The organism is Streptomyces sp., assembly GCF_035563135.1.
Classification (GTDB): Bacteria; Actinomycetota; Actinomycetes; order Streptomycetales; family Streptomycetaceae; genus Streptomyces.
Genome location: NZ_DATMVN010000069.1, coordinates 1 through 18,989, shown reverse-complemented (window position 1 = coordinate 18,989; position 18,989 = coordinate 1). Strand labels below are relative to the sequence as shown.

Sequence of the window (18,989 nt, the reverse complement as noted above, 5' to 3'; positions counted from 1 at the left end):
AAGGATCTGCACGACGCCGAGTGCCTCCAGGACGAAGACCGAGGCGAACGCGATGCGGTAGTTGTCACCGGTCGCGTCCAGGAGGACGCCGACCGCGAACAGGGTCGTCATCGAGGCGACGAAGCCGCCCATGTTGACGATGCCGGAGGCGGTGCCCTGGCGTTCCGGCGGATTGGCCGGCCGGCCGAAGTCGAAGCCGATCATCGAGGCCGGGCCGCAGGAGCCGAGCACCACGCACAGGCTGACCAGCAGCCACATCGGCGCGTGGTCGCCGGGGTGGAAGATCGTGGCCGCCCACAGCAGCGCGGTCATCGCGACCGTGCCCAGGGCCAGCGGGGCCCGCGCCGCGTGGTGGCGGGCGATCACCTGCCCGTAGACGAGCCCCACGGCCATGTTGGAGAGCACCACCAGGGTGAGCAGCTCACCGGCAGCGCTCCTGCTCAGCCCTTGCGCCTCCACCAGGAACGGCATGCCCCAGAGCAGCAGGAAGACCATGGCGGGGAACTGCGTGGTGAAGTGCACCCACATGCCCAGGCGGGTGCCCGGCTCCCGCCAGGAGGCGGCGATCTGCTTCCGCACGTATGCCGCTCCGGCGTGCTCGGCGGGCGGTGGCTCGTGGCCCTCGGGGTGGTCCTTGAGGAAGAGCAGCAGCAGGACCAGCACCAGCACACCTGCCAGCGAGCTGCCGACGAACGTCGCGGTCCAGCCGAACCCGTGCAGCGCACGGGCGATGAAGAGGGTCGAGACGAGGTTGCCCGCCATCCCGAAGAGCGCGGCCACCTGCCCGATCAGCGGTCCGCGCCGCGCCGGGAACCACCGGGCGCCGAGCCGCAGCACGCTGATGAACGTCATCGCGTCACCGCAGCCGAGCAGCGCGCGGGAGGCGAGCGCCGTCCCGTACGAGGGGGAGAGCGCGAAGCCCAGTTGCCCGGCCGTGAAGAGCACCACCCCGATGGTGAGGACCTTCTTGGTGCCGAGCCGGTCGACCAGGAGGCCGACGGGTATCTGCATGCCGGCGTAGACGAGCAGCTGAAGGATGGAGAACGTCGACAGGGCGGAGGCGTTGACGTCGAACCGTTCGGCGGCGTCGAGTCCGGCGACGCCCAGGCTCGTACGGAAGATGATGGCGACGAAGTAGACGGCGACGCCGATGCCCCAGACCCACGCGGCGCGTCGGCCGCCGGGCGGATCTCCGGGCAGGGAGAGGGTGGGAGCGGCGGAGGTCACCGGTCATCACCCCGGACCAGCACCTTGACCCGGCTGACATGGCGCCGTACGACCTGTGCGGCGCCTTCCGCGTCGCCGGACCTGATGGCGTCCAGCAGTTCACCGTGCTCGGTGATGTTGGCGGCGATGCGGCCGGGGTGCGCCTCCATCACGGCGACGCCCATCCGCAGCTGCCGGTCCCGGAGCTGGTCGTAGAGGCGCGAGAGGATCTCGTTGCCCGCGTTCTTCACGATCTCGGCGTGGAAGCAGCGGTCCTTGACGGACACCGCGGCCAGATCGCCCGCCTCGGCGAGCTCTCGCTGCTCCTCCAGGAGCTGTTCGAGCCGGGCGATCAACTGCGCCGGCGCGGGCACCGCCTTGCGTGCGGCGAACTCCTCCACGAGGAGCCGGGTCTCCACCACGTCGGAGATCTCCTGTGCGGACACCGCGAGCACCAGCGCACCCTTCTTGGGGTAGAGCTTGATCAGCCCTTCGGCCTCCAGCCGGAGCAGCGCCTCCCGCACCGGGGTCCGGGACACTCCGACGGCCTCGGCCAGGTCGCCTTCGGTGAGGAGCGTGCCGCCCTCGTAGCGGCGGTCGAGGACCGCTTCCTTGACGTGGGTGTAGACGCGCTCGGCTGCGGGCGGCGGTTTGGGATCCGCCTTGCGGGCAGTGGGGGACGTGACAGGTGCGGCGGGCATGCACACAGCATAGATACAAGATGGGTGCGTCCTCCTCCCCGTCCGCTATACGGACCCGGGCCCGCCCGGGATCCGGACCTGGACCTGCCCGTGTCCGGATCCGCGCTCCTCCGGAGACCGTCCGGAGTCCTGTCCGGTGACAGGTCGCATGATCCGCCCCCTGGGAGGGACATCACTCGTGCGGGAGTACATCCATCCGGGCACCTCGCGAGTCTCACCATCGAGCGGCACCCTCATGTGGCCGCGTTTCAGGTGCATTTGGAGTGTTTGACTTGAACATCGGTCCCAAGGGCATGAACCGCGCAACCGTTGCGGCCACTGTGGCCCTCACTGCGGGCGCCGTCCTCACGGGCAGCGCGTTCGCCTCCGCGGCCCAGGCAGCGGCACCCCCGGTGCCCACGATCGCCGCCAAGGGCGGCTTCGTGATGAACGACGGCACCGGGAAGGCGCTCTACACCAAAACCGCGGACACCCGCCGCTCCACCGGGTCCACGACGAAGATCATGACCGCCAAGGTGGTGCTGGCGCAGAAGAACCTGAACCTTGATTCCAAGGTCACGGTCCAGAAGGCGTACAGCGACTACATCGTCAAGAACACCGCCTCGTCGGCCCGGCTGATCGTCGGCGACAAGGTCACCGTCCGCCAGCTCCTGTACGGCCTGATGCTGCCGTCGGGCTGTGACGCCGCGTACGCGCTCGCCGACAAGTTCGGCACCGGCTCCACGCGCGCGGCCCGGGTGAAGTCCTTCATCAGCAAGATGAACGCCTCCGCGAAGAGCCTCGGCCTGAAGAACACCCACTTCGACTCGTTCGACGGCATCGGCAGCGGCTCGAACTACTCCACGCCGCGCGACCTGACGAAGATCGCGAGCAGCGCGATGAAGAACTCCACGTTCCGCGCGATCGTGAAGACGAAGTCGACGAAGCAGAAGGTCACGACGAAGAGCGGTGGCTACCGTTACATGTCGTGGTCGAACACCAACCCGCTGCTGGGGAGTTACAGCGGAGCGATCGGCGTGAAGACCGGCTCGGGCCCGTCGGCGAAGTACTGCCTGGTCTTCGCGGCGACCCGCAACGGCAAGACGGTCATCGGGACCGTCCTCACCTCGACCTCCGCGACCGCCCGGACGGCCGACGCGAAGAAGCTCCTGGACTACGGCTTCAAGAAGTAACCGGCCCGCACACGCGAGGAGGGGCCCGCCGCATCGCGCGGCGGGCCCCTCCTCTCATGGCTTCCCGGTGCCGCCTCGGCCGAGGTCTGCCCGTCGATGAGCGGCGTCCGGTGCCGTGTTTTCCCGGCGAGCCGGCCGGAGGCCCTCGTACGGGACGTGCCCGGGCTTCCGGCCGGTGCGGCGGGCGGGCGTGCCGGACGCCGCGACGGGGCGGGCCCCGGCCGATGCGGCACTAGCCCCAGGTGATCAGCCGCTTCGGCTGTTCCAGGATCGCCGCGACGTCCGCGAGGACCTTGGAACCCAGCTCACCGTCGACCAGGCGGTGGTCGAAGGAGAGCGCCAGGGTGGTCACCTGCCGGGGCTTCACCTTGCCCTTGTGGACCCAGGGCTGGAGCTTGATCGCTCCGACCGCGAGGATCGCGGACTCGCCCGGGTTGAGGATCGGCGTACCCGTGTCGACGCCGAAGACGCCGACGTTGGTGATGGTCACCGTGCCGCCCGCCATCGCGGCGGGGGACGTCCTGCCCTCGCGGGCCGTGGAGACCAGCTCGCCCAGCGACGCGGCCAGCTGCGGGAGCGTCTGCTCGTGCGCGTCCTTGATGTTCGGCACGATCAGGCCGCGCGGGGTGGCGGCGGCGATGCCCAGGTTGACGTAGTGCTTCTGCACGATCTCCTGGGCGGCCTCGTCCCAGGCGGCGTTGATCCCCGGGTTGCGCCTGATCGCGACCAGGAGCGCCTTGGCGATGATCAGGAGCGGATTGACCCGGACCCCCGCCATGTCCTTGTCCTCCTTGAGCTCCGCCACGAGCTTCATCGTGCGCGTCACGTCGACGGTGACGAACTCGGTGACGTGCGGCGCGGTGAAGGCGCTGCCGACCATGGCCTGCGCGATGGCCTTGCGCACGCCCTTGACCGGGATGCGGGTCTCCCGGGCGCCCGCCTGGGCCACCGGTGCCGCTGCGGGGGCGGGGGCCCCTGCGGCCTCCTCGGTCCGCGCCGGGGCCTCGACGGGGGCCGGCGCGGCAGCCGCGTGGACGTCCTCGCGGGTGATGACGCCTCCCTCGCCGGTCGGGGTGACCGTGGCGAGATCGATGCCCAGATCCTTCGCCAGCTTGCGCACCGGCGGCTTGGCGAGCGGACGGCTCTCCGGGGCCTTCGCGCCGTGGCCGTTGATCTCGGCCTGGACCGCGGCGGCGGCCGGTCCCGGGATCGCGGGTCCCTTGCGGGCACGGCGCTTGGTGGAGCTCTCCGCCACGCCGTAGCCGACGAGCACCGGCTGCCGGCCCTTGGGCGCTTCCGGTTCGGCCTCCGCCACGGGCTGCTGAACGGTTTCCGCAGCAGCGGCCGGGGCGTCACCGCTGCCCGGCGCCACGTCCACCGCGATGATCACCTCGCCGACGTCGACGGTCGTGCCCTCGGGGAAGCGCAGCTCGTGCACCACCCCGTCGAACGGGATCGGCAGCTCCACGGCGGCCTTGGCCGTCTCGACCTCGCACACCACCTGGCCGTCGGTGACGGTGTCACCGGGCTGGACGAACCACTTGAGGATCTCCGCCTCGGTCAGCCCCTCGCCCACATCGGGCATCTTGAACTCGCGGAAACGAGCAGACGTTTCGGTCATCGTCGTCACGGCCCTCTCCTCAGTACGCCAGCGAGCGGTCGACGGCGTCGAGCACCCGGTCGAGACCCGGCAGGTACTCGTCCTCGAGCCTGGCCGGCGGGTAGGGGGCGTGGTAGCCGCCGACCCGCAGCACCGGCGCTTCGAGATGGTAGAAGCAGCGCTCGGTGATCCGGGCCGCGATCTCGGCCCCGGAGCCGTAGAACACCGGCGCCTCGTGGACCACCACGAGCCGGCCGGTCCTCTCGACCGAGGTCTGTACGGTGTCGAAGTCGATCGGGGACATCGACCGCAGGTCCAGGACCTCGATCGACTTGCCCTCCTCCTGCGCCGCCGCGGCCGCCTCCAGGCAGACCTTCACCATCGGGCCGTACGCGACGAGCGTGAGGTCGGAGCCCTCACGGACCACGGCGGCCTTGTGGAGCGGGCCGGGGATGGACTCCGTGTCGAGCTCCCCCTTGTCCCAGTAACGCCGCTTGGGCTCGAAGAAGATGACCGGGTCGTCGCTCTGGACGGCCTGCTGCATCATCCAGTAGGCATCGCTCGCGTTGGACGGCGAGACGACCTTCAGGCCCGCCACGTGCGCGAACAGCGCTTCGGGCGACTCGCTGTGGTGCTCGACGGCACCGATGCCGCCGCCGTACGGGATGCGGATGACGACCGGCATCTTGATCTTGCCGAGGGCACGGGCGTGCATCTTGGCCAGCTGCGTCACGATCTGGTCGTACGCGGGGAAGACGAAGCCGTCGAACTGGATCTCGACGATCGGGCGGTAACCGCGCGGGGCCAGGCCGATCGCCGTACCGACGATGCCGGACTCCGCGAGCGGGGTGTCGATGACCCGGTCCTCGCCGAAATCCTTCTGGAGCCCGTCCGTGATGCGGAAGACCCCGCCGAGCTTGCCGACGTCCTCACCCATGATGAGGACCTTGGGATCTGTCTCGAGAGCCTTGCGCAGCGACTCGTTGAGTGCCTTCGCGAGGGACATCTTCTCAGCGGCCATGGCTAGTTGCCCTCCTCGGCGAACGATGCCTGGTAGGCGGAGAACTGGGCGCGCTCCTCGTCGACGAGCGGGCTGCCGTCGGCATAGACGTGGTCGAAGACCGCCAGCCGGTCCGGGTCGGGCATGGCCCGTACCGCTTCGCGGACCCGCTTGCCGAGGGTCTCGCTCTCCTCCTCCAGCGCGGTGAAGTACGCCGCGTCGGCGAGGTCCTGCTTCTCCATGTACGTACGCAGCCGCAGGATCGGGTCCTTGGCCTCCCAGGCCGCCCGCTCCTCGTCCGCCCGGTACTTGGTCGGGTCGTCGGAGGTGGTGTGGGCACCCATCCGGTAGGTGAACGCCTCGACGAGGGTGGGCCCCTCGCCCCGCCGGGCCCGCTCCAGCGCCGACCTGGTGACGGCCAGGCACGCCAGCACGTCGTTGCCGTCGACCCGCACACCGGGGAAACCGAAGCCCTGCGCCCGCTGGTAGAGCGGCACGCGCGTCTGCTTCTCGGTCGGTTCGGAGATCGCCCACTGGTTGTTCTGGCAGAAGAACACGACGGGGGCGTTGTAGACGGCGGAGAAGGTGAACGCCTCCGCGACATCGCCCTGGCTGGAGGCCCCGTCACCGAAGTACGCGATGACCGCCGAGTCCGCGCCGTCCTTGGCGACGCCCATGGCGTAGCCGGTGGCGTGCAGGGTCTGCGAGCCGATGACGATCGTGTACAGGTGGAAGTTGTTGGTGTTCGGGTCCCAGCCGCCGTGGTTCACGCCGCGGAACATCCCGAGCAGATTGGTCGGGTCGACGCCCCGGCACCAGGCGACACCGTGCTCCCGGTAGGTGGGGAAGACGTAGTCGTCGTCGCGCAGCGCGCGGCCGGAGCCGATCTGTGCGGCCTCCTGGCCCAGCAGCGAGGCCCACAGGCCCAGCTCGCCCTGGCGCTGCAACGCGGTGGCCTCGGCGTCGAAGCGACGGGTCAGGACCATGTCCCGGTAGAGGCCGCGGAGCTCGTCCGCGCTCAGGTCGATCTCGAAGTCCGGGTGTGCGACGCGCTCGCCCTCGGGCGTCAGCAGCTGCACCAGCTGGGGGCCGGAACCCTCCGGCGTCCTCGCGGGCGTCTTCGCGGCGCTGGTCCGCTTGCTGCTGCGTCGCGGTTTGCGCGCGGCAGTGCTCTCCACGGTCACGTGCGTGCTCCTCCGTCGGTCCGGCCCCCGGGATGGCCGGGAACCAGTGCGGCTCGCCTGTGTCCGGACCCGTGCACGGGGTGGGTGCCGCTCGGCCGGGAACAGGCGTGACAGGTGCCCCGGCGAGCGTCCTGTCATAAGCACGTTACCCAGTGCGTCGCATAACTGCGAAACACCTTGTGACCTGCGATTTTGCTTGGATTTCCAAGTAAATCGCGAAAATCGCGAACTCCCGCTGGTCACAGCGCTGGTAAGAGCCTGGCAGGCGGCCGGAACAACGGCACGTTATCCCGGCGGGCAGTCCCAGGGAAGGGCACAGGACCAGTGAGTGTGTGAGACTGCGAAGGTGCGCGAAGAAGGAAAAATCACGGTATTCCTGCTCGATGATCACGAAGTCGTCCGGCGTGGCGTCCACGAGCTGCTGACCGCCGAGGAGGACATCGAGGTCGTCGGGGAGGCCGGCACCGCGGCGGACGCGCTCGCGCGGATCCCGGCGACCCGGCCCGACGTCGCCGTCCTGGACGTGCGCCTGCCGGACGGCAGCGGGGTGGAGGTCTGCCGTGAGGTCCGCTCCCGGGACGAGGACATCAAGTGCCTGATGCTCACCTCGTACGCCGATGACGAGGCCCTGTTCGACGCGATCATGGCGGGCGCCTCGGGGTACGTGCTGAAGGCCATCCGGGGCGATGAGCTGCTCAGCGCCGTACGCGACGTGGCGGCCGGCAAGTCCCTGCTCGACCCTGCGGCCACCGCGCGGGTGCTCGAACGGCTGCGCGAGGGCAAGGACGGCAAGGGCGACGACCGCCTCGCCGGACTGACCGAGCAGGAGCGCAGGATCCTCGACCTGATCGGCGAAGGGCTGACGAACCGGGTGATCGGCGAACGGCTGCACCTCGCCGAGAAGACCATCAAGAACTACGTCTCCAGCCTGCTCTCCAAGCTGGGCATGGAGCGGCGCTCCCAGGCGGCGGCGTACGTGGCGCGGCTCCAGGCCGAGAAGCGCTGAGCCCGCCGGGCGGGACCTTGGTCCCGGGCCGCCGGGGGCGACCGGCCCTTACACGGCTCCTACCTGTCCTCGAGAGTGGGAGGCATGCCTCCTCCCCGCCCCTCCGGCACCGGAACCGCGACAGGTTCCGGCTTCTTCGGCCCCTCCGGCTCCGGTGGAACTTCCGGTTCCTTCGGCCCCCGTTCCTTCGGCCCCGGTCCCTTCGGCCCCCGTTCCGGATCCGGCTCCTCCGGCCCCGGTTTCGGGTCCGGCTCCGGCTCCGGTTCCGGTTCCGGTGAGGCCTCAGGCTCCTCCGCCGCGGAGAAGATCCGCGCCATCGAGCTGCTCGGCAGTGTCCGCTACGGCCGGCTGGCGACGAGCATGCGAGCCCTGCCCTTCCTGGCGGTGGCCCGGCACCTGGTGATCGACGGCCGCGTCGTCCTGCGGATGCACAGAGGGCTCGGCTTCCACGGGTCCTGCGACGGCAGCGTCATCGCGTACGGAGCGGACAACTTCAGCTGCTCCGCGCCCGGGGGCGCGGAAGACCTCTGGTCGGTGCAGTTCACCGGCCCCGTACAGATCGTTCACCCGGCTTCTGACCAGCGCGAACGCTTCGGGACCGGTCCGGCCGAGGTGAACGGCCGGCGCTTCGATCCGGTCTACCTCAGGCTCGATCCGCACCTCGCCCATATACACACTCTGAACTTCGGCGCAAGTCCGTAAGGCCGGACACTTAGCGTCACCTAACATGTGGCGAGTGCTGCGCTCATCTGTGACCCTTCCGCCTGTCCCTCCGGTCGACGAGGTCCTGCGCCGCTACCCGGACACCGGTGAACCCCTCGCCTGCGAACCCCTCAGCAAGGGTCTGCTCAACCACGGTTATCGCGTGTCCACCACCCGTGGCGCCTACTTCCTCAAGCACCACCTCGACAAGCACCACCTCGATGACGCCAGCGGCGACCACGCCACGATCGTCCGGCAGCACCGGGCGACCCAGCAGCTGCATTCCCTCGGTGTGCCGGTGGCCCCGCCCCTCACGGACACAGAGGGTGACACGGTCACGGTGATCGACGGACAGCGCTATGCCCTGCACCGGTGGGTGGACGGCCTCCATCGGGACGGCGCGCAGCTGACGACTGCCCAGTCGCGCCGGCTCGGGGCACTCCTCGGAGCCGTGCACATGGGTCTGGAGCAGGTCATGGAGGCGGCCCCACCGCCTCCGGCGCGGGGGCAGAGTCCCGATCCCGCCGACACGTTCACGCTGATCGACGAGCTGCTGGCCGCCGCGCGGCACCTGGGCCCCCGGGACGCGTTCGACGAGCTCGCCGTACACCGGCTCGTCGAACGCCGCGCCCTGCTGGAGCAGCATGCGCACCGCCGCCCGCCCACCCCCGACTGCTCTGCCAGGGGGTGGGTGCACGGCGATTTCCACCCGCTGAATCTGCTCTACCGGGGCGCCGACCCCGTAGCGATCGTGGACTGGGACCGGCTCGGCGTGCAGCCTCGTGCGGAGGAGGCCGTACGGGCGGCGGCGATCTTCTTCGTCCGGCCGGACGGGAAGCTGGCGCTGGAGAAGGTCCGGGCATACGCACGCGCCTACCGGCGGTCGGCGGGCGCCGGAGCGGCCGAGCTGGCGGCCGCGGTGCACCGGGTGTGGTGGGAGCGCCTCAACGACTTCTGGATACTGCGCTGGCGCTACCGCCTGCACGACCGCAGGGCCGACCCGCAGTTCCCTGCGGTGTCGGCCCTGGCGGTGTGGTGGACGCGCGAGTACGAGACGGTCAGCGAGGCCTTCACGGGGTGAAGGCCCGGGACACCCGGACCCGGCTCAGGGCGTGGTGCCCGTCCCCGCGCCGGTGGTCGTACCCGCGGCGGCGCCGGCTGAGGACCCGGTCGCCGCACCACCGCTGCCGCCCTCGGTCGTCGTGCCGTTGCCTTCGGTCGTTCCTTCGCTGGTGCCCTCGGTGCCGCCGTCGTCACCGGTTCCGCCGTCGTCCTCACCGGTTCCGCCGTCGTCGTCGCCGGTACCGCCCTCGGTCGTGGAGCCGCCACCGTCACTCGTCCCGGGGTCCGGCGACGACGGGGTGTCCGAGGGGTCCTGGGTCGGCGCGTCGGTCGGATCCCACGACGGCTCCCTGCTGGGCCAGCTGTTACCGCCCGTGGAGGTGTCCGGCGCCGTCGACTCCTCCTCCGTCTTCTCGTCCGACGGCTTCGGCGAGGCCTTCGTCTCGGACGGGGACGCCGAAGGGGAGGTCGTGGCGGGCGGCTTCTCCTTCGTGTCGCCGTTGTCCGCGGCCTGGAGGGCGAACGCGACACCCGCACCGATCGCGATCAGCGCGAGCAGGACGAACAGCCACATCTTGCCGCGGCCGCCGCCGTTGTCGTGGCCGCCCGCGTATGCCCCGTCGTCGGGGTTCATGGGCGGCAGGATCGGGCCCTGCGAGGTGTCCCCGTGCAGGGGCCCCATGACCGCGGTGCCGCCTCCGATGTTCATCGCCGCCGTGTGACCGCTGTCGTGCGCGTTGACCGGGCCGGTGTTCCAGGTGCCCGTGTGCCCGCCCTGGACCTGCAGCATCTGCAGGCTGTACTGGACGAGGCCGCGCATCTCCTCGGCACTCTGGAACCGGTCGTCCGGGTCCTTCGCGAGGGAGCGCATGACGAGCCCGTCCAGCTCCGGCGGAACCTCGCCGGTGACGTGGGAGGGCGGGACCGGAATGTCCTGGACGTGCTGGTAGACGACGGAGAGCGGGGTCTCGCCGGTGAACGGGGGGCGCAGGGCGAGCAGCTCGTAGAGCAGGCAGCCGGTGGCGTACAGGTCCGAGCGGTGGTCGACCGCCTTGCCGAGCGCCTGTTCGGGGGAGAGGTACTGGGGCGTGCCCATGACCATGCCGGTCTGGGTCATCGTCGACTGGGCGCCGTGCAGCGCGCGAGCGATGCCGAAGTCCATGACCTTGACCGCGCCGGAGTGCGTGATGATCACGTTCGCCGGCTTGATGTCACGGTGCACGATGCCGTGCTGGTGGGAGTAGGCCAGGGCTTCCAGGACTCCCGAGACGATGATCAGTGCCTGCTCGGGCGGCGGCGCCTCGGCCTCGAGCAGCAGGTCACGGATGGTGTTGCCCTCGACGAGCTCCATGACGATGTAGGGCACGGTCGAACCGCCCACGACGTCCTCGCCGGAGTCGTACACGGCGACGATCGCATGGTGGTTGAGCCCCGCGACCGACTGGGCCTCACGCGTGAAACGGGCCTTGGAGACCGGGTCCTCGGCAAGATCGGAGCGGAGCAGCTTCACCGCCACCGTGCGTCCCAGACGGACGTCCTCCGCGGCGTAGACCTCGGCCATGCCGCCGCGGCCGAGCCGGTGGGTCATGCGGTATCGGCCGTCCCCGACCACACCGCCGACACCCCAGGAGTCGGTGCCATCCGAAACTCCGCCGCCGTTTGCTTCGGATTCGGGTGCCATCAGTCCTCGCCGTCGTATCTGTCCGCGCGTCCGCGGGTCCTCACGGTGCCTTGTCGCATTGCCACGTCACGCTACAGCCTCTGTGCGGCACACCGGTCCCGGAGTGACGGGCCATCCAATCGGCTCGCGCGCCGTCCGCGCAAATTCCATGCGCTTCCTGTAACGCTTCCGAGACGCTTCTTGTGCGTAGGGTCACGGAACGGGCACCCGGCTTGACGTGTCGTACCCCTCGGGCAGACTTGGCCCGTCACAGGGATGATCGCGTCCGTCGGGCGCCGAGGGGGATGCAAGTCATGAGCCACGACGGCGCACAGGGGCGTTACGCGGGCGGTTCCGTGGCCGGCGGCCGCTACCAGCTGCGCGACCTGCTCGGCGAGGGCGGCATGGCTTCCGTCTACCTCGCGTACGACTCCGCGCTGGACCGGCAGGTCGCCATCAAGACACTGCACACGGAGCTCGGGCGTGAGCAGTCCTTCCGCGAGCGGTTCCGGCGCGAGGCGCAGGCCGTCGCCAAACTGCAGCACACCAACATCGTCTCGGTGTTCGACACGGGCGAGGACGAGCTGGGCGGCGCGCTGATGCCGTACATCGTCATGGAGTACGTCGAGGGACAGCCGCTCGGTTCCGTGCTCCAGTCGGACATCCAGCAGTACGGCGCGATGCCTGCCGACAAGGCCCTCAAGGTGACGGCCGATGTGCTCGCCGCCCTGGAGACCAGCCACGAGATGGGCCTGGTCCACCGCGACATCAAGCCCGGCAACGTGATGATGACCAAGCGCGGTGTCGTCAAGGTGATGGACTTCGGCATCGCCCGGGCCATGCAGTCGGGGGTCACCTCGATGACCCAGACCGGCATGGTCGTGGGCACCCCGCAGTACCTCTCCCCCGAGCAGGCGCTCGGCCGCGGCGTCGACGCGCGCTCCGACCTGTATTCGGTCGGCATCATGCTCTTCCAGCTGCTCACGGGACGCATCCCGTTCGATGCGGATTCCCCCCTCGCCATCGCGTACGCGCATGTGCAGGAGGAGCCGGTCGCCCCGTCGAGCATCAACCGGTCGATCACGCCCGCGATGGACGCCCTCGTCGCCCGCGCGCTGAAAAAGAACCCGAACGAGCGCTTCCCGAGCGCTGCGGCGATGCAGGACGAGATCGCGCGCGTGCTGAGCGCGAACGGCCCCGCCGGCGCCCCGGTGATCATCGGTGGCGGTGCCCCGGTGCACAGCGGCTCGGGCGTCGGCTCGGCGGTCTTCCCGCCCGTCGACCAGGCCGTGCCGTCACCCCAGGGCGTGCAGACGCCATACCAGCCGCACACCCACCAGCAGCACCAGCCGGGCCCCTACGGCGTACCGGCGCCCGCTCCCACGCCGGGGTACGGCTACCCGCAGACGGCCCAGCCGTACGGCACCCCGGCGCACCTGGGGCAGCAGACCCCTCCTCCGTACACGGTGTCGCCGCAGCCCATGGGGGGTGCGGGAGGCGCCTCCAAGCGCAACCTGCCCGTCGTCGTGGGGTCGATCGTGGTCGCCCTGGTCGCGATCGGGGGTCTGATCACCTTCCTGAGCATGAACGGCGACTCCGGGAGCGGCAAGGGCGGCGACCCGAGCGCCAGTGAGTCCGCCGTGGCGGGTGAGCACAAGCCTCCGGAGCGGAACCGGACGATGGACGAAGAGGAGTGCACGGACGCCATGGAGGACACGGACGACCCGGCGAAGGTCCAGGCGCCGCGTTTCGTCTACAAGGACATCCTCTCCGCGAAGGCGTGCGCTCTGGCCGCAGGCTGGACGATCAAGGAGGTCGAGGTGGAGGGCAACACCTACGCCGAGGGCCAGGTGGTCGACCAGTTCCCGTCTTCCGGCACCGCGGTCTCCGAGCGGGGCGCCCACTTCGAGCTGCGTGTGTCCACGGGCAACCCGGCCTGACCGGCTGCACCTCTCCCGTCTTCCCCTCGCTCCGGCTTCCTCGTGCCCGGCTTCCGCTGCCTGTCGGCGGGGCTGCCGGTGAGGTGAGGTTTCCGGGCGCATTCGAGATGCCGGACATTTCAGCGCATGTGACGCTGATCTCATGCCCCCAGGCCTCCCGGTTCCACGCTCTTCACGGTGCGTCGCCTGTCTGGTGATGGCGGCCTGTATGGCGATCGGGCCCGCCTCCTGGGCGTACGGGGAGAACGGGGCCGCTGCGACCGCACGACCGGGTCACCTGGCGCCTGCGCAGCCCTCGGCTCCCCGTTCGTCCACTGCGAGCCCTCCTCCCGGGGGGCCGCCCCTGGCCGGGCGGCAGGCCGGGGAGGGCCGGGCACGGCCGGGGCGGTCGCTGACACCGCAGGAGGCCGCGAGTTCCGAGGCCGCGGCCGACGAAGTACCGCCGGATCCCGATCCCGCCGAGGTGCCCGCGTTCACGCCTCCGCCCGAGGCGTTCCCGGAGCCCGCGGAGGCGGCACGGCAGCAGCAGGCGCTGGACGAGCCCGCCGTACGGCAGGTGCGGGACGTGTCGCTGGGCAGCGGAATCGCCCTGGTCGGGCTGGGGCTGGCGTTTCTGGGCCTGCGTATGCGCCGCACGGACTGACCCGGCAGCCCGGACCGTGATGTGTGCCCGGAGATACGTGTGCCCGGTGAAGCGTGTGCCCGGTGAAGCGTGGTCAGTGATGCGTGCGTCCGGCGTACCGGTGCTCGCGGGAGTGCCGGCCGTCGTTGTTCGCCAGGACATGCCCGGCCCTTGCGCGACGCGCGAGGTGACCGGCCGCGGTGAGTACGCATCCCGGTGTCCCCGGAAAGAGGGTGATCACCCCTTTCCGGGGGCACCACCATGGGGTGACGCCCGTGTGCGAGACAATGGCGTCATGGAGATGCCGAGGAATGAACGGTCGCAGGAGCACCCCCAAGTCCTCGTGGTGGGGCAGGACGGAATGGCTGTCGGCGGCGGTGGCGGTGACGACGAATCGCGCGAGGTCCCGGTGACGGAGATGGTCGAACAGCCCGCGAAGGTCATGCGCATCGGCAGCATGATCAAACAGCTTCTGGAGGAGGTCAGGGCCGCTCCTCTCGATGAGGCGAGCCGGGTCAGGCTGAAGGAGATCCACGCGAGCTCGGTGAAGGAGCTCGAGGACGGCCTGGCACCGGAGCTCGTGGAGGAGCTGGAACGGCTCTCCCTGCCGTTCACCGAGGAGTCCGTGCCTTCCGAAGCTGAGTTGCGGATCGCGCAGGCCCAGCTCGTCGGATGGCTGGAGGGCCTTTTCCACGGCATTCAGACAGCACTGTTCGCCCAGCAGATGGCGGCCCGTGCCCAGCTGGAGACCATGCGCCGCGCTCTTCCTCCCGGCCTCGGCCATGAGGACGAGGAAGGCGGTGCCGATCCGCACGGACCGGCGCGCTCCGGGCCGTACCTCTAGCCCTCAGCACCACCTCACAGCGGTACGCCCCGGGCCCGGCACACGCGATGACGCGATGTGTGCCGGGCCCCGGCGTGCGCGCGGCGTGCGCGCGTGGTCCGCGGGGTTCGGACGTGGTTTCGAACGCGCCGCGCCCGGCGCCCGCTTCCGGCACGCCCGTGTCAGGCCTGCGGCGCGGCCAGGAGGATCTTGCCGATGTGGCTGCTGGACTCCATCAGCCGGTGGGCCTCCGCGGCGTCCGCCATCGGAACAGTACGGTCCACGACGGGCCGCACGACGCCGTCGGCGAGCAACGGCCACACATGCTCACGTACCGCCGCGATGATCGCGGCCTTCTCCGCGAGCGGCCGCGCGCGCAGAGACGTTGCCGTGACAGCGGCTCGCTTGCTCAGCAGGGCGCCCAGGTTCAGCTCGCCCTTGGCACCGCCCTGGAGGCCGATGATGGCGAGGCGTCCGTTCACCGCCAGTGCCCGCACGTTCCGGTCCAGATACTTCGCCCCGACGATGTCGAGGATCACATCGGCTCCCGCACCGTCCGTCGCCTTGCGCAGCTCCTCGACGAAATCCTGCTCACGGTAGTCGATGAGGATGTCGGCGCCGAGCTCCTGACAGCGCGCCAGCTTCTCGGGACCTCCCGCCGTCACCGCCACGCGCGCGCCGACGGCCTTGGCGAGCTGGATCGCCATCGTACCGATCCCGCTGGAACCGCCGTGGACCAGAAGAGTCTCACCGGGGCGCAGGTGGGCCACCATGAAGACGTTGGACCATACCGTCGCCGCCACCTCGGGCAGTGCTGCGGCATCGGCCAGGTCCACACCGTCGGGCACGGGCAGCAGCTGGCCGGCAGGCACCGCCACCTTCTCCGCGTATCCACCGCCCGCAAGCAGTCCGCACACCTCGTCACCCACGGACCACCCGGTCACCCCGGGGCCGAGCGCCGCGATGCGGCCCGCGCACTCCAGGCCGGGGTAGGGGGAAGCGCCCGGCGGGGGATTGTAGAAGCCCTGCCGTTGCAGCACATCGGCCCGGTTGACCGCGCTGGAGACGACCTCGACGAGGACTTCGCCCTCGCCTGGTACGGGATCGGGGACCTCAGCCCATACGAGCGCTTCGGGGCCGCCTGGTTCGGGGATCGTGATCGCATACATGGCCGCGAGGCTACTCCGTGCGGAGTCCCGGACGGGGGCGGCCTGCCCGCATCGCGTCCGCTCCCTGCCCTAAGGGCGCTGGTTGGGCTGCTGCGGGGGGTGCGTCGGCGATGTGTGGAGCGGTGAGGCACGCACGATCGTGATCACCCGGTCCGTCAACTGCAGAGGGCTGGCCGCCGGGTCGTCGTAACCGAGCAGCCGGTGGCCACGCAGGACACTGACCACCAGGTCATCGGTCTCGCGTACGTTCTTGCCCACCTCGGCCTTTATCACCGGCCGTTCCACGAGATCGAGCCCGCTGCCCTGCTGGATGAGATCCTCCATCACCGTGCCCGCGCTCGGGCTGAGGACGGAGAGACCGAGCAGACGTCCCGCCGCACTCGCGCTGGTGATCACGGCATCGGCGCCGGACTGCCGCAGCAGTGGCGCGTTCTCCTCCTCACGCACGGCGGCCACGATCTTGGCGCCCCGGTTGAGCTGACGCGCGGTCAAGGCGACCAGCACGGCGGTGTCGTCGCGCTGGGTGGCGATGATGATCTGACGGGCTTTCTGGACCTCAGCCCGCAACAGCACATCGCTGCGCGTCGCATCCCCCAGCACCCCCACGAACCCTTCGCCGTTGGCCGCTTCGATCACCTTGCCGGCCGGATCGACGATGACGATCTGGTCCTTCTTCAGGCCGGTGGCACAGAGCGTCTGGATTGCCGAGCGGCCCTTCGTTCCGAAGCCGACGACCACGGTGTGTTCACGCAAGTTGGTTCTCCAACGGTTCAGCCGGAAGTCCTCCCGGGTCCGTTCCGTCAGGACCTCGAGGGTGGTGCCGACCAGGATGATCAGGAAGAGCACGCGCAACGGCGTCACCAGCACCACGTTGACGAGTCGAGCCGGGTCGCTGTACGGGACGATGTCGCCGTAGCCGGTCGTCGACAGCGTCACCGTGGCGTAGTAGACGGCGTCGAGGAAGTCGACCCTGTTGTCGGCGTTGTCGTGGTAACCGTCACGGTCGGCCCAGACGATGAAAACCGTGGCGGCCAGCACGGTGAGAGCCATCGCCAGCCGCTTGGCCACCTGGCGCAGCGGTCTGTCCACCACTCGCCGGGGCAGAAGCACCCGGGTCGGTACGACATGTTCGTCGGCGCGCCTGGCCATCGCATCGTGGCCGGGAAGTTTCACGTGAAACACCCTTCCGTCCACGGCGATGCCGAGGCCCACGGTAGATCGAGGATCTCCACCTCGGTGCCGGACCGTACCCCGCCGGGCGGCACCACGGCCAGCCCGTCCGCGCCGGCGACCCCGCGGAGCATGGCGGGACCGTTGTAATGGAGCGGCATGACGCTGTCGTCATGATGGATCACAGGGATCAGCCGGGTGTCATGCGGGTGCCCATGCACCTCTTCATGGACGACCGCGCGGTAACGACCCTGGACAGACCGGCCGGCGATTGCCCTGACCAGTGGCTCGGCCAGCGTCAGCAGTCCGGAGACGGCGGCGAGGGGGTTGCCGGGCAGGCCCACCAGGCAGGGGCCGCCCTCGGCCAGTTGCGCCAGGAGCATGGGGTGGCCCGGGCGCACGGCCACCCCGTCCACCAGCAGCTCGGCCCCGATCCCGGCCAGAACCGGGTGGAGATGGTCCACCGGGCCGGCGGCTGTCCCGCCCGTGGTCAGGATCAGATCGGCGTCGGAGGAGATGAGGGCCTGGCGGAGCACCGCGGCGTCGTCGCCGAGGCGCCGAGGCTCGGAGACCTCGGCCCCGAGGGCGCGGAGCCAGGGAGCCAGCATGGGGCCGAGCGCGTCCCGGATCAGCCCGTCACGCGGAAGCCCCGCCGTGAGGAGTTCGTCGCCGAGTACGAAGACGTCCACGCGGGGCCGGGGTACGGCGACGAGAGCGTCGTACCCCGCCGCAGCCGCCAGTCCGAGGACGGGCGGGGTCACCACGGTTCCCACGGGCAGGAGCTCGTCGCCGGACCGGCACTCCTGGCCCCGGGGCCGGATGTCCTGTCCCGGGACGACTGCGCGGGTGGCGTACAGCAGGCCTTTGGCCTCGTCACAGTGTGCGTGCTCGTTGCGGATCACAGCCGTGGCGTCCGCCGGCAACCGTGCGCCTGTGGCGATCCGCAGTGCTTGCCCGTCGGGAAGCGGCTCCGTGGAACCGCTTCCGGCCAGCAGTCCTTCCCCCTCCCGTACGCTCCAGGGCCCCGGCCCCGCGACGACCCAGCCGTCCATGGCTGAGGTGTCGAACGACGGCAGATCGGTGAGCGCGACGACTGCCTCGGCCAGAACATGCCCGACAACCCGGTCCAGAGGCAGTCGGTGGGCGGCCAGGGTGGTACGGCCGAGGCGCTCGGCCAGAGCACGTGCTTCGGGCCAGGCGGTTGCCCTGGCCCGGCGGGCGCGCGAAGAGGGGGCTGCATCGTGGACCGACGAGGTCCCGCGACGGCTGGAGGGACCCGAGGCTCCCGAGGCCGAGACCGAGGCCTCTGAGGCCGGGACGCCCGAGACCGGCCCTCCTGGGAGCCGGGCGCTCGGAGCCGGGGAGCCCGGCATCGGGGAGCCGCCCGGCATCGGAGTGGCTGATGCCCGAGCGCTCGATGCCTGAGCACCTGAAGTCGGACCACCTGGTGTCGGACCTCCCGGTGCCGGAGCGGCGCCCGGGGCAGGGCCGGTGCCCGTGCCCGGCTCTGCCGTCGCCGGTGAGGAAGCCGGAACCGTCGCACCGGGCCGGCCCGATGGGTATTGCGCGCCCTGCGGCTGACGCCCGACGAGAGCCAGGGCCTGCTCGACAGCCCGCTCCTCCTCGGCCGCCCGCTCCTGCTCGGCCGCCCGCGCATCTCCTCCGTGCGCGGTCATGGCGTGCCGGGCCCGCCGTCCGCCTCCGTCTCCTCCTCCCAACGGAGCGCGAGGGCAGTGGCCTTACGGGAGGCTTCGGCAACTGCTTCAGCCGCGGCCTCCGGGCTCCTGCCGCTGCTCGCCATCGCCGCCGCGTATCCCACCAGGAAGGTGGTCAGTGGTGCGGCGGGCCGGGCGACACCGTGTGCGGCATCACGGGCAAGGTCGAGCAGGACGCCGGTGTCGACGTCGAGCTCGATGCCCAGTTCGTTCTTGACTGCGGTGATCCATTCGTCCAGCACGGTCCCATGCTCCCT

17 protein-coding genes are annotated in these 18,989 nt (G+C 70.4%); 7 read left to right on the top strand and 10 right to left on the bottom strand.

The window, feature by feature from the left end:
• Window positions 1-1,227 (bottom strand): MFS transporter (locus VN520_RS03105; RefSeq protein ID WP_325745268.1); only part of this gene is annotated, 1,227 nt, incomplete at its 3' end.
• On the bottom strand, window positions 1,224-1,907 hold the full coding sequence (locus VN520_RS03100; RefSeq protein WP_325745267.1) for a GntR family transcriptional regulator: 684 nt from the start codon (window positions 1,905-1,907) through the stop codon (window positions 1,224-1,226). The genes VN520_RS03100 and VN520_RS03105, both read right to left, overlap by 4 nt.
• A gap of 272 nt (window positions 1,908-2,179) precedes the next feature.
• On the opposite strand from VN520_RS03100, the gene VN520_RS03095 reads away from it, so the two are divergent.
• Complete coding sequence (locus tag VN520_RS03095; protein ID WP_325745271.1) at window positions 2,180-3,079, top strand: D-alanyl-D-alanine carboxypeptidase family protein; 900 nt, start codon at window positions 2,180-2,182, stop codon at window positions 3,077-3,079.
• A 232-nt stretch (window positions 3,080-3,311) separates the two neighbouring features.
• Here the strand turns inward: VN520_RS03095 and VN520_RS03090 are convergent, their stop codons facing one another.
• From VN520_RS03090 to pdhA, 3 genes are read right to left on the bottom strand one after another with little or no spacing between them, the layout of a single operon-like run.
• Window positions 3,312-4,709: a dihydrolipoamide acetyltransferase family protein gene (locus tag VN520_RS03090; protein WP_325745266.1), complete on the bottom strand. Its 1,398-nt coding sequence runs from the start codon at window positions 4,707-4,709 to the stop codon at window positions 3,312-3,314.
• 10 nt (window positions 4,710-4,719) lie between these two features.
• On the bottom strand, window positions 4,720-5,700 hold the full coding sequence (locus tag VN520_RS03085; protein WP_325745265.1) for an alpha-ketoacid dehydrogenase subunit beta: 981 nt from the start codon (window positions 5,698-5,700) through the stop codon (window positions 4,720-4,722).
• 2 nt (window positions 5,701-5,702) lie between these two features.
• Complete coding sequence (gene pdhA, locus VN520_RS03080; RefSeq protein WP_325745264.1) at window positions 5,703-6,863, bottom strand: pyruvate dehydrogenase (acetyl-transferring) E1 component subunit alpha; 1,161 nt, start codon at window positions 6,861-6,863, stop codon at window positions 5,703-5,705.
• A 346-nt stretch (window positions 6,864-7,209) separates the two neighbouring features.
• On the opposite strand from pdhA, the gene VN520_RS03075 reads away from it, so the two are divergent.
• The 3 genes from VN520_RS03075 to VN520_RS03065 all read left to right on the top strand — a co-directional run bounded on the left by VN520_RS03075 (window position 7,210) and on the right by VN520_RS03065 (window position 9,652).
• Entirely contained in the window at window positions 7,210-7,869 is a 660-nt protein-coding gene (locus VN520_RS03075) for a response regulator transcription factor (RefSeq protein WP_325745270.1), read from the top strand.
• 84 nt (window positions 7,870-7,953) lie between these two features.
• Window positions 7,954-8,571: a pyridoxamine 5'-phosphate oxidase family protein gene (locus VN520_RS39535; protein ID WP_414719757.1), complete on the top strand. Its 618-nt coding sequence runs from the start codon at window positions 7,954-7,956 to the stop codon at window positions 8,569-8,571.
• Between the two features lie 25 nt (window positions 8,572-8,596).
• Window positions 8,597-9,652 (top strand): phosphotransferase, encoded by a 1,056-nt coding sequence (locus VN520_RS03065; RefSeq protein ID WP_325745263.1) that lies wholly within the window; start codon window positions 8,597-8,599, stop codon window positions 9,650-9,652.
• A gap of 24 nt (window positions 9,653-9,676) precedes the next feature.
• Here VN520_RS03065 and VN520_RS03060 read toward each other — a convergent pair whose 3' ends face one another.
• A complete protein-coding gene (locus VN520_RS03060; RefSeq protein ID WP_325745262.1) occupies window positions 9,677-11,314 on the bottom strand; it encodes a protein kinase domain-containing protein in 1,638 nt (545 codons plus the stop codon).
• Window positions 11,315-11,607: 293 nt separating this feature from the next.
• Here VN520_RS03060 and VN520_RS03055 point away from each other — a divergent pair, with 293 nt between their 5' ends.
• The 3 genes from VN520_RS03055 to VN520_RS03045 all read left to right on the top strand — a co-directional run bounded on the left by VN520_RS03055 (window position 11,608) and on the right by VN520_RS03045 (window position 14,699).
• Window positions 11,608-13,233: a protein kinase domain-containing protein gene (locus VN520_RS03055; protein ID WP_325745261.1), complete on the top strand. Its 1,626-nt coding sequence runs from the start codon at window positions 11,608-11,610 to the stop codon at window positions 13,231-13,233.
• Between the two features lie 208 nt (window positions 13,234-13,441).
• A complete protein-coding gene (locus VN520_RS03050) occupies window positions 13,442-13,876 on the top strand; it encodes a hypothetical protein (RefSeq protein WP_325745260.1) in 435 nt (144 codons plus the stop codon).
• A 274-nt stretch (window positions 13,877-14,150) separates the two neighbouring features.
• Window positions 14,151-14,699: a bacterial proteasome activator family protein gene (locus tag VN520_RS03045; protein WP_325745259.1), complete on the top strand. Its 549-nt coding sequence runs from the start codon at window positions 14,151-14,153 to the stop codon at window positions 14,697-14,699.
• Window positions 14,700-14,860: 161 nt separating this feature from the next.
• Here the strand turns inward: VN520_RS03045 and VN520_RS03040 are convergent, their stop codons facing one another.
• From VN520_RS03040 to VN520_RS03025, 4 genes are all read right to left on the bottom strand, one after another.
• The gene (locus VN520_RS03040) at window positions 14,861-15,847 is read right to left on the bottom strand and encodes an NAD(P)H-quinone oxidoreductase (protein ID WP_325745258.1); all 987 of its coding nucleotides are present in this window, start codon (window positions 15,845-15,847) and stop codon (window positions 14,861-14,863) included.
• Between the two features lie 69 nt (window positions 15,848-15,916).
• The gene (locus tag VN520_RS03035; RefSeq protein WP_325745257.1) at window positions 15,917-17,059 is read right to left on the bottom strand and encodes a potassium channel family protein; all 1,143 of its coding nucleotides are present in this window, start codon (window positions 17,057-17,059) and stop codon (window positions 15,917-15,919) included.
• A complete protein-coding gene (locus VN520_RS03030) occupies window positions 17,017-18,693 on the bottom strand; it encodes a molybdopterin molybdotransferase MoeA (protein ID WP_325745256.1) in 1,677 nt (558 codons plus the stop codon). Before VN520_RS03030 ends, VN520_RS03035 begins: the two co-directional genes overlap by 43 nt.
• On the bottom strand, window positions 18,690-18,989 hold a 300-nt coding region (locus tag VN520_RS03025; RefSeq protein ID WP_325745255.1), incomplete at its 5' end, for a DUF6457 domain-containing protein. The genes VN520_RS03030 and VN520_RS03025, both read right to left, overlap by 4 nt.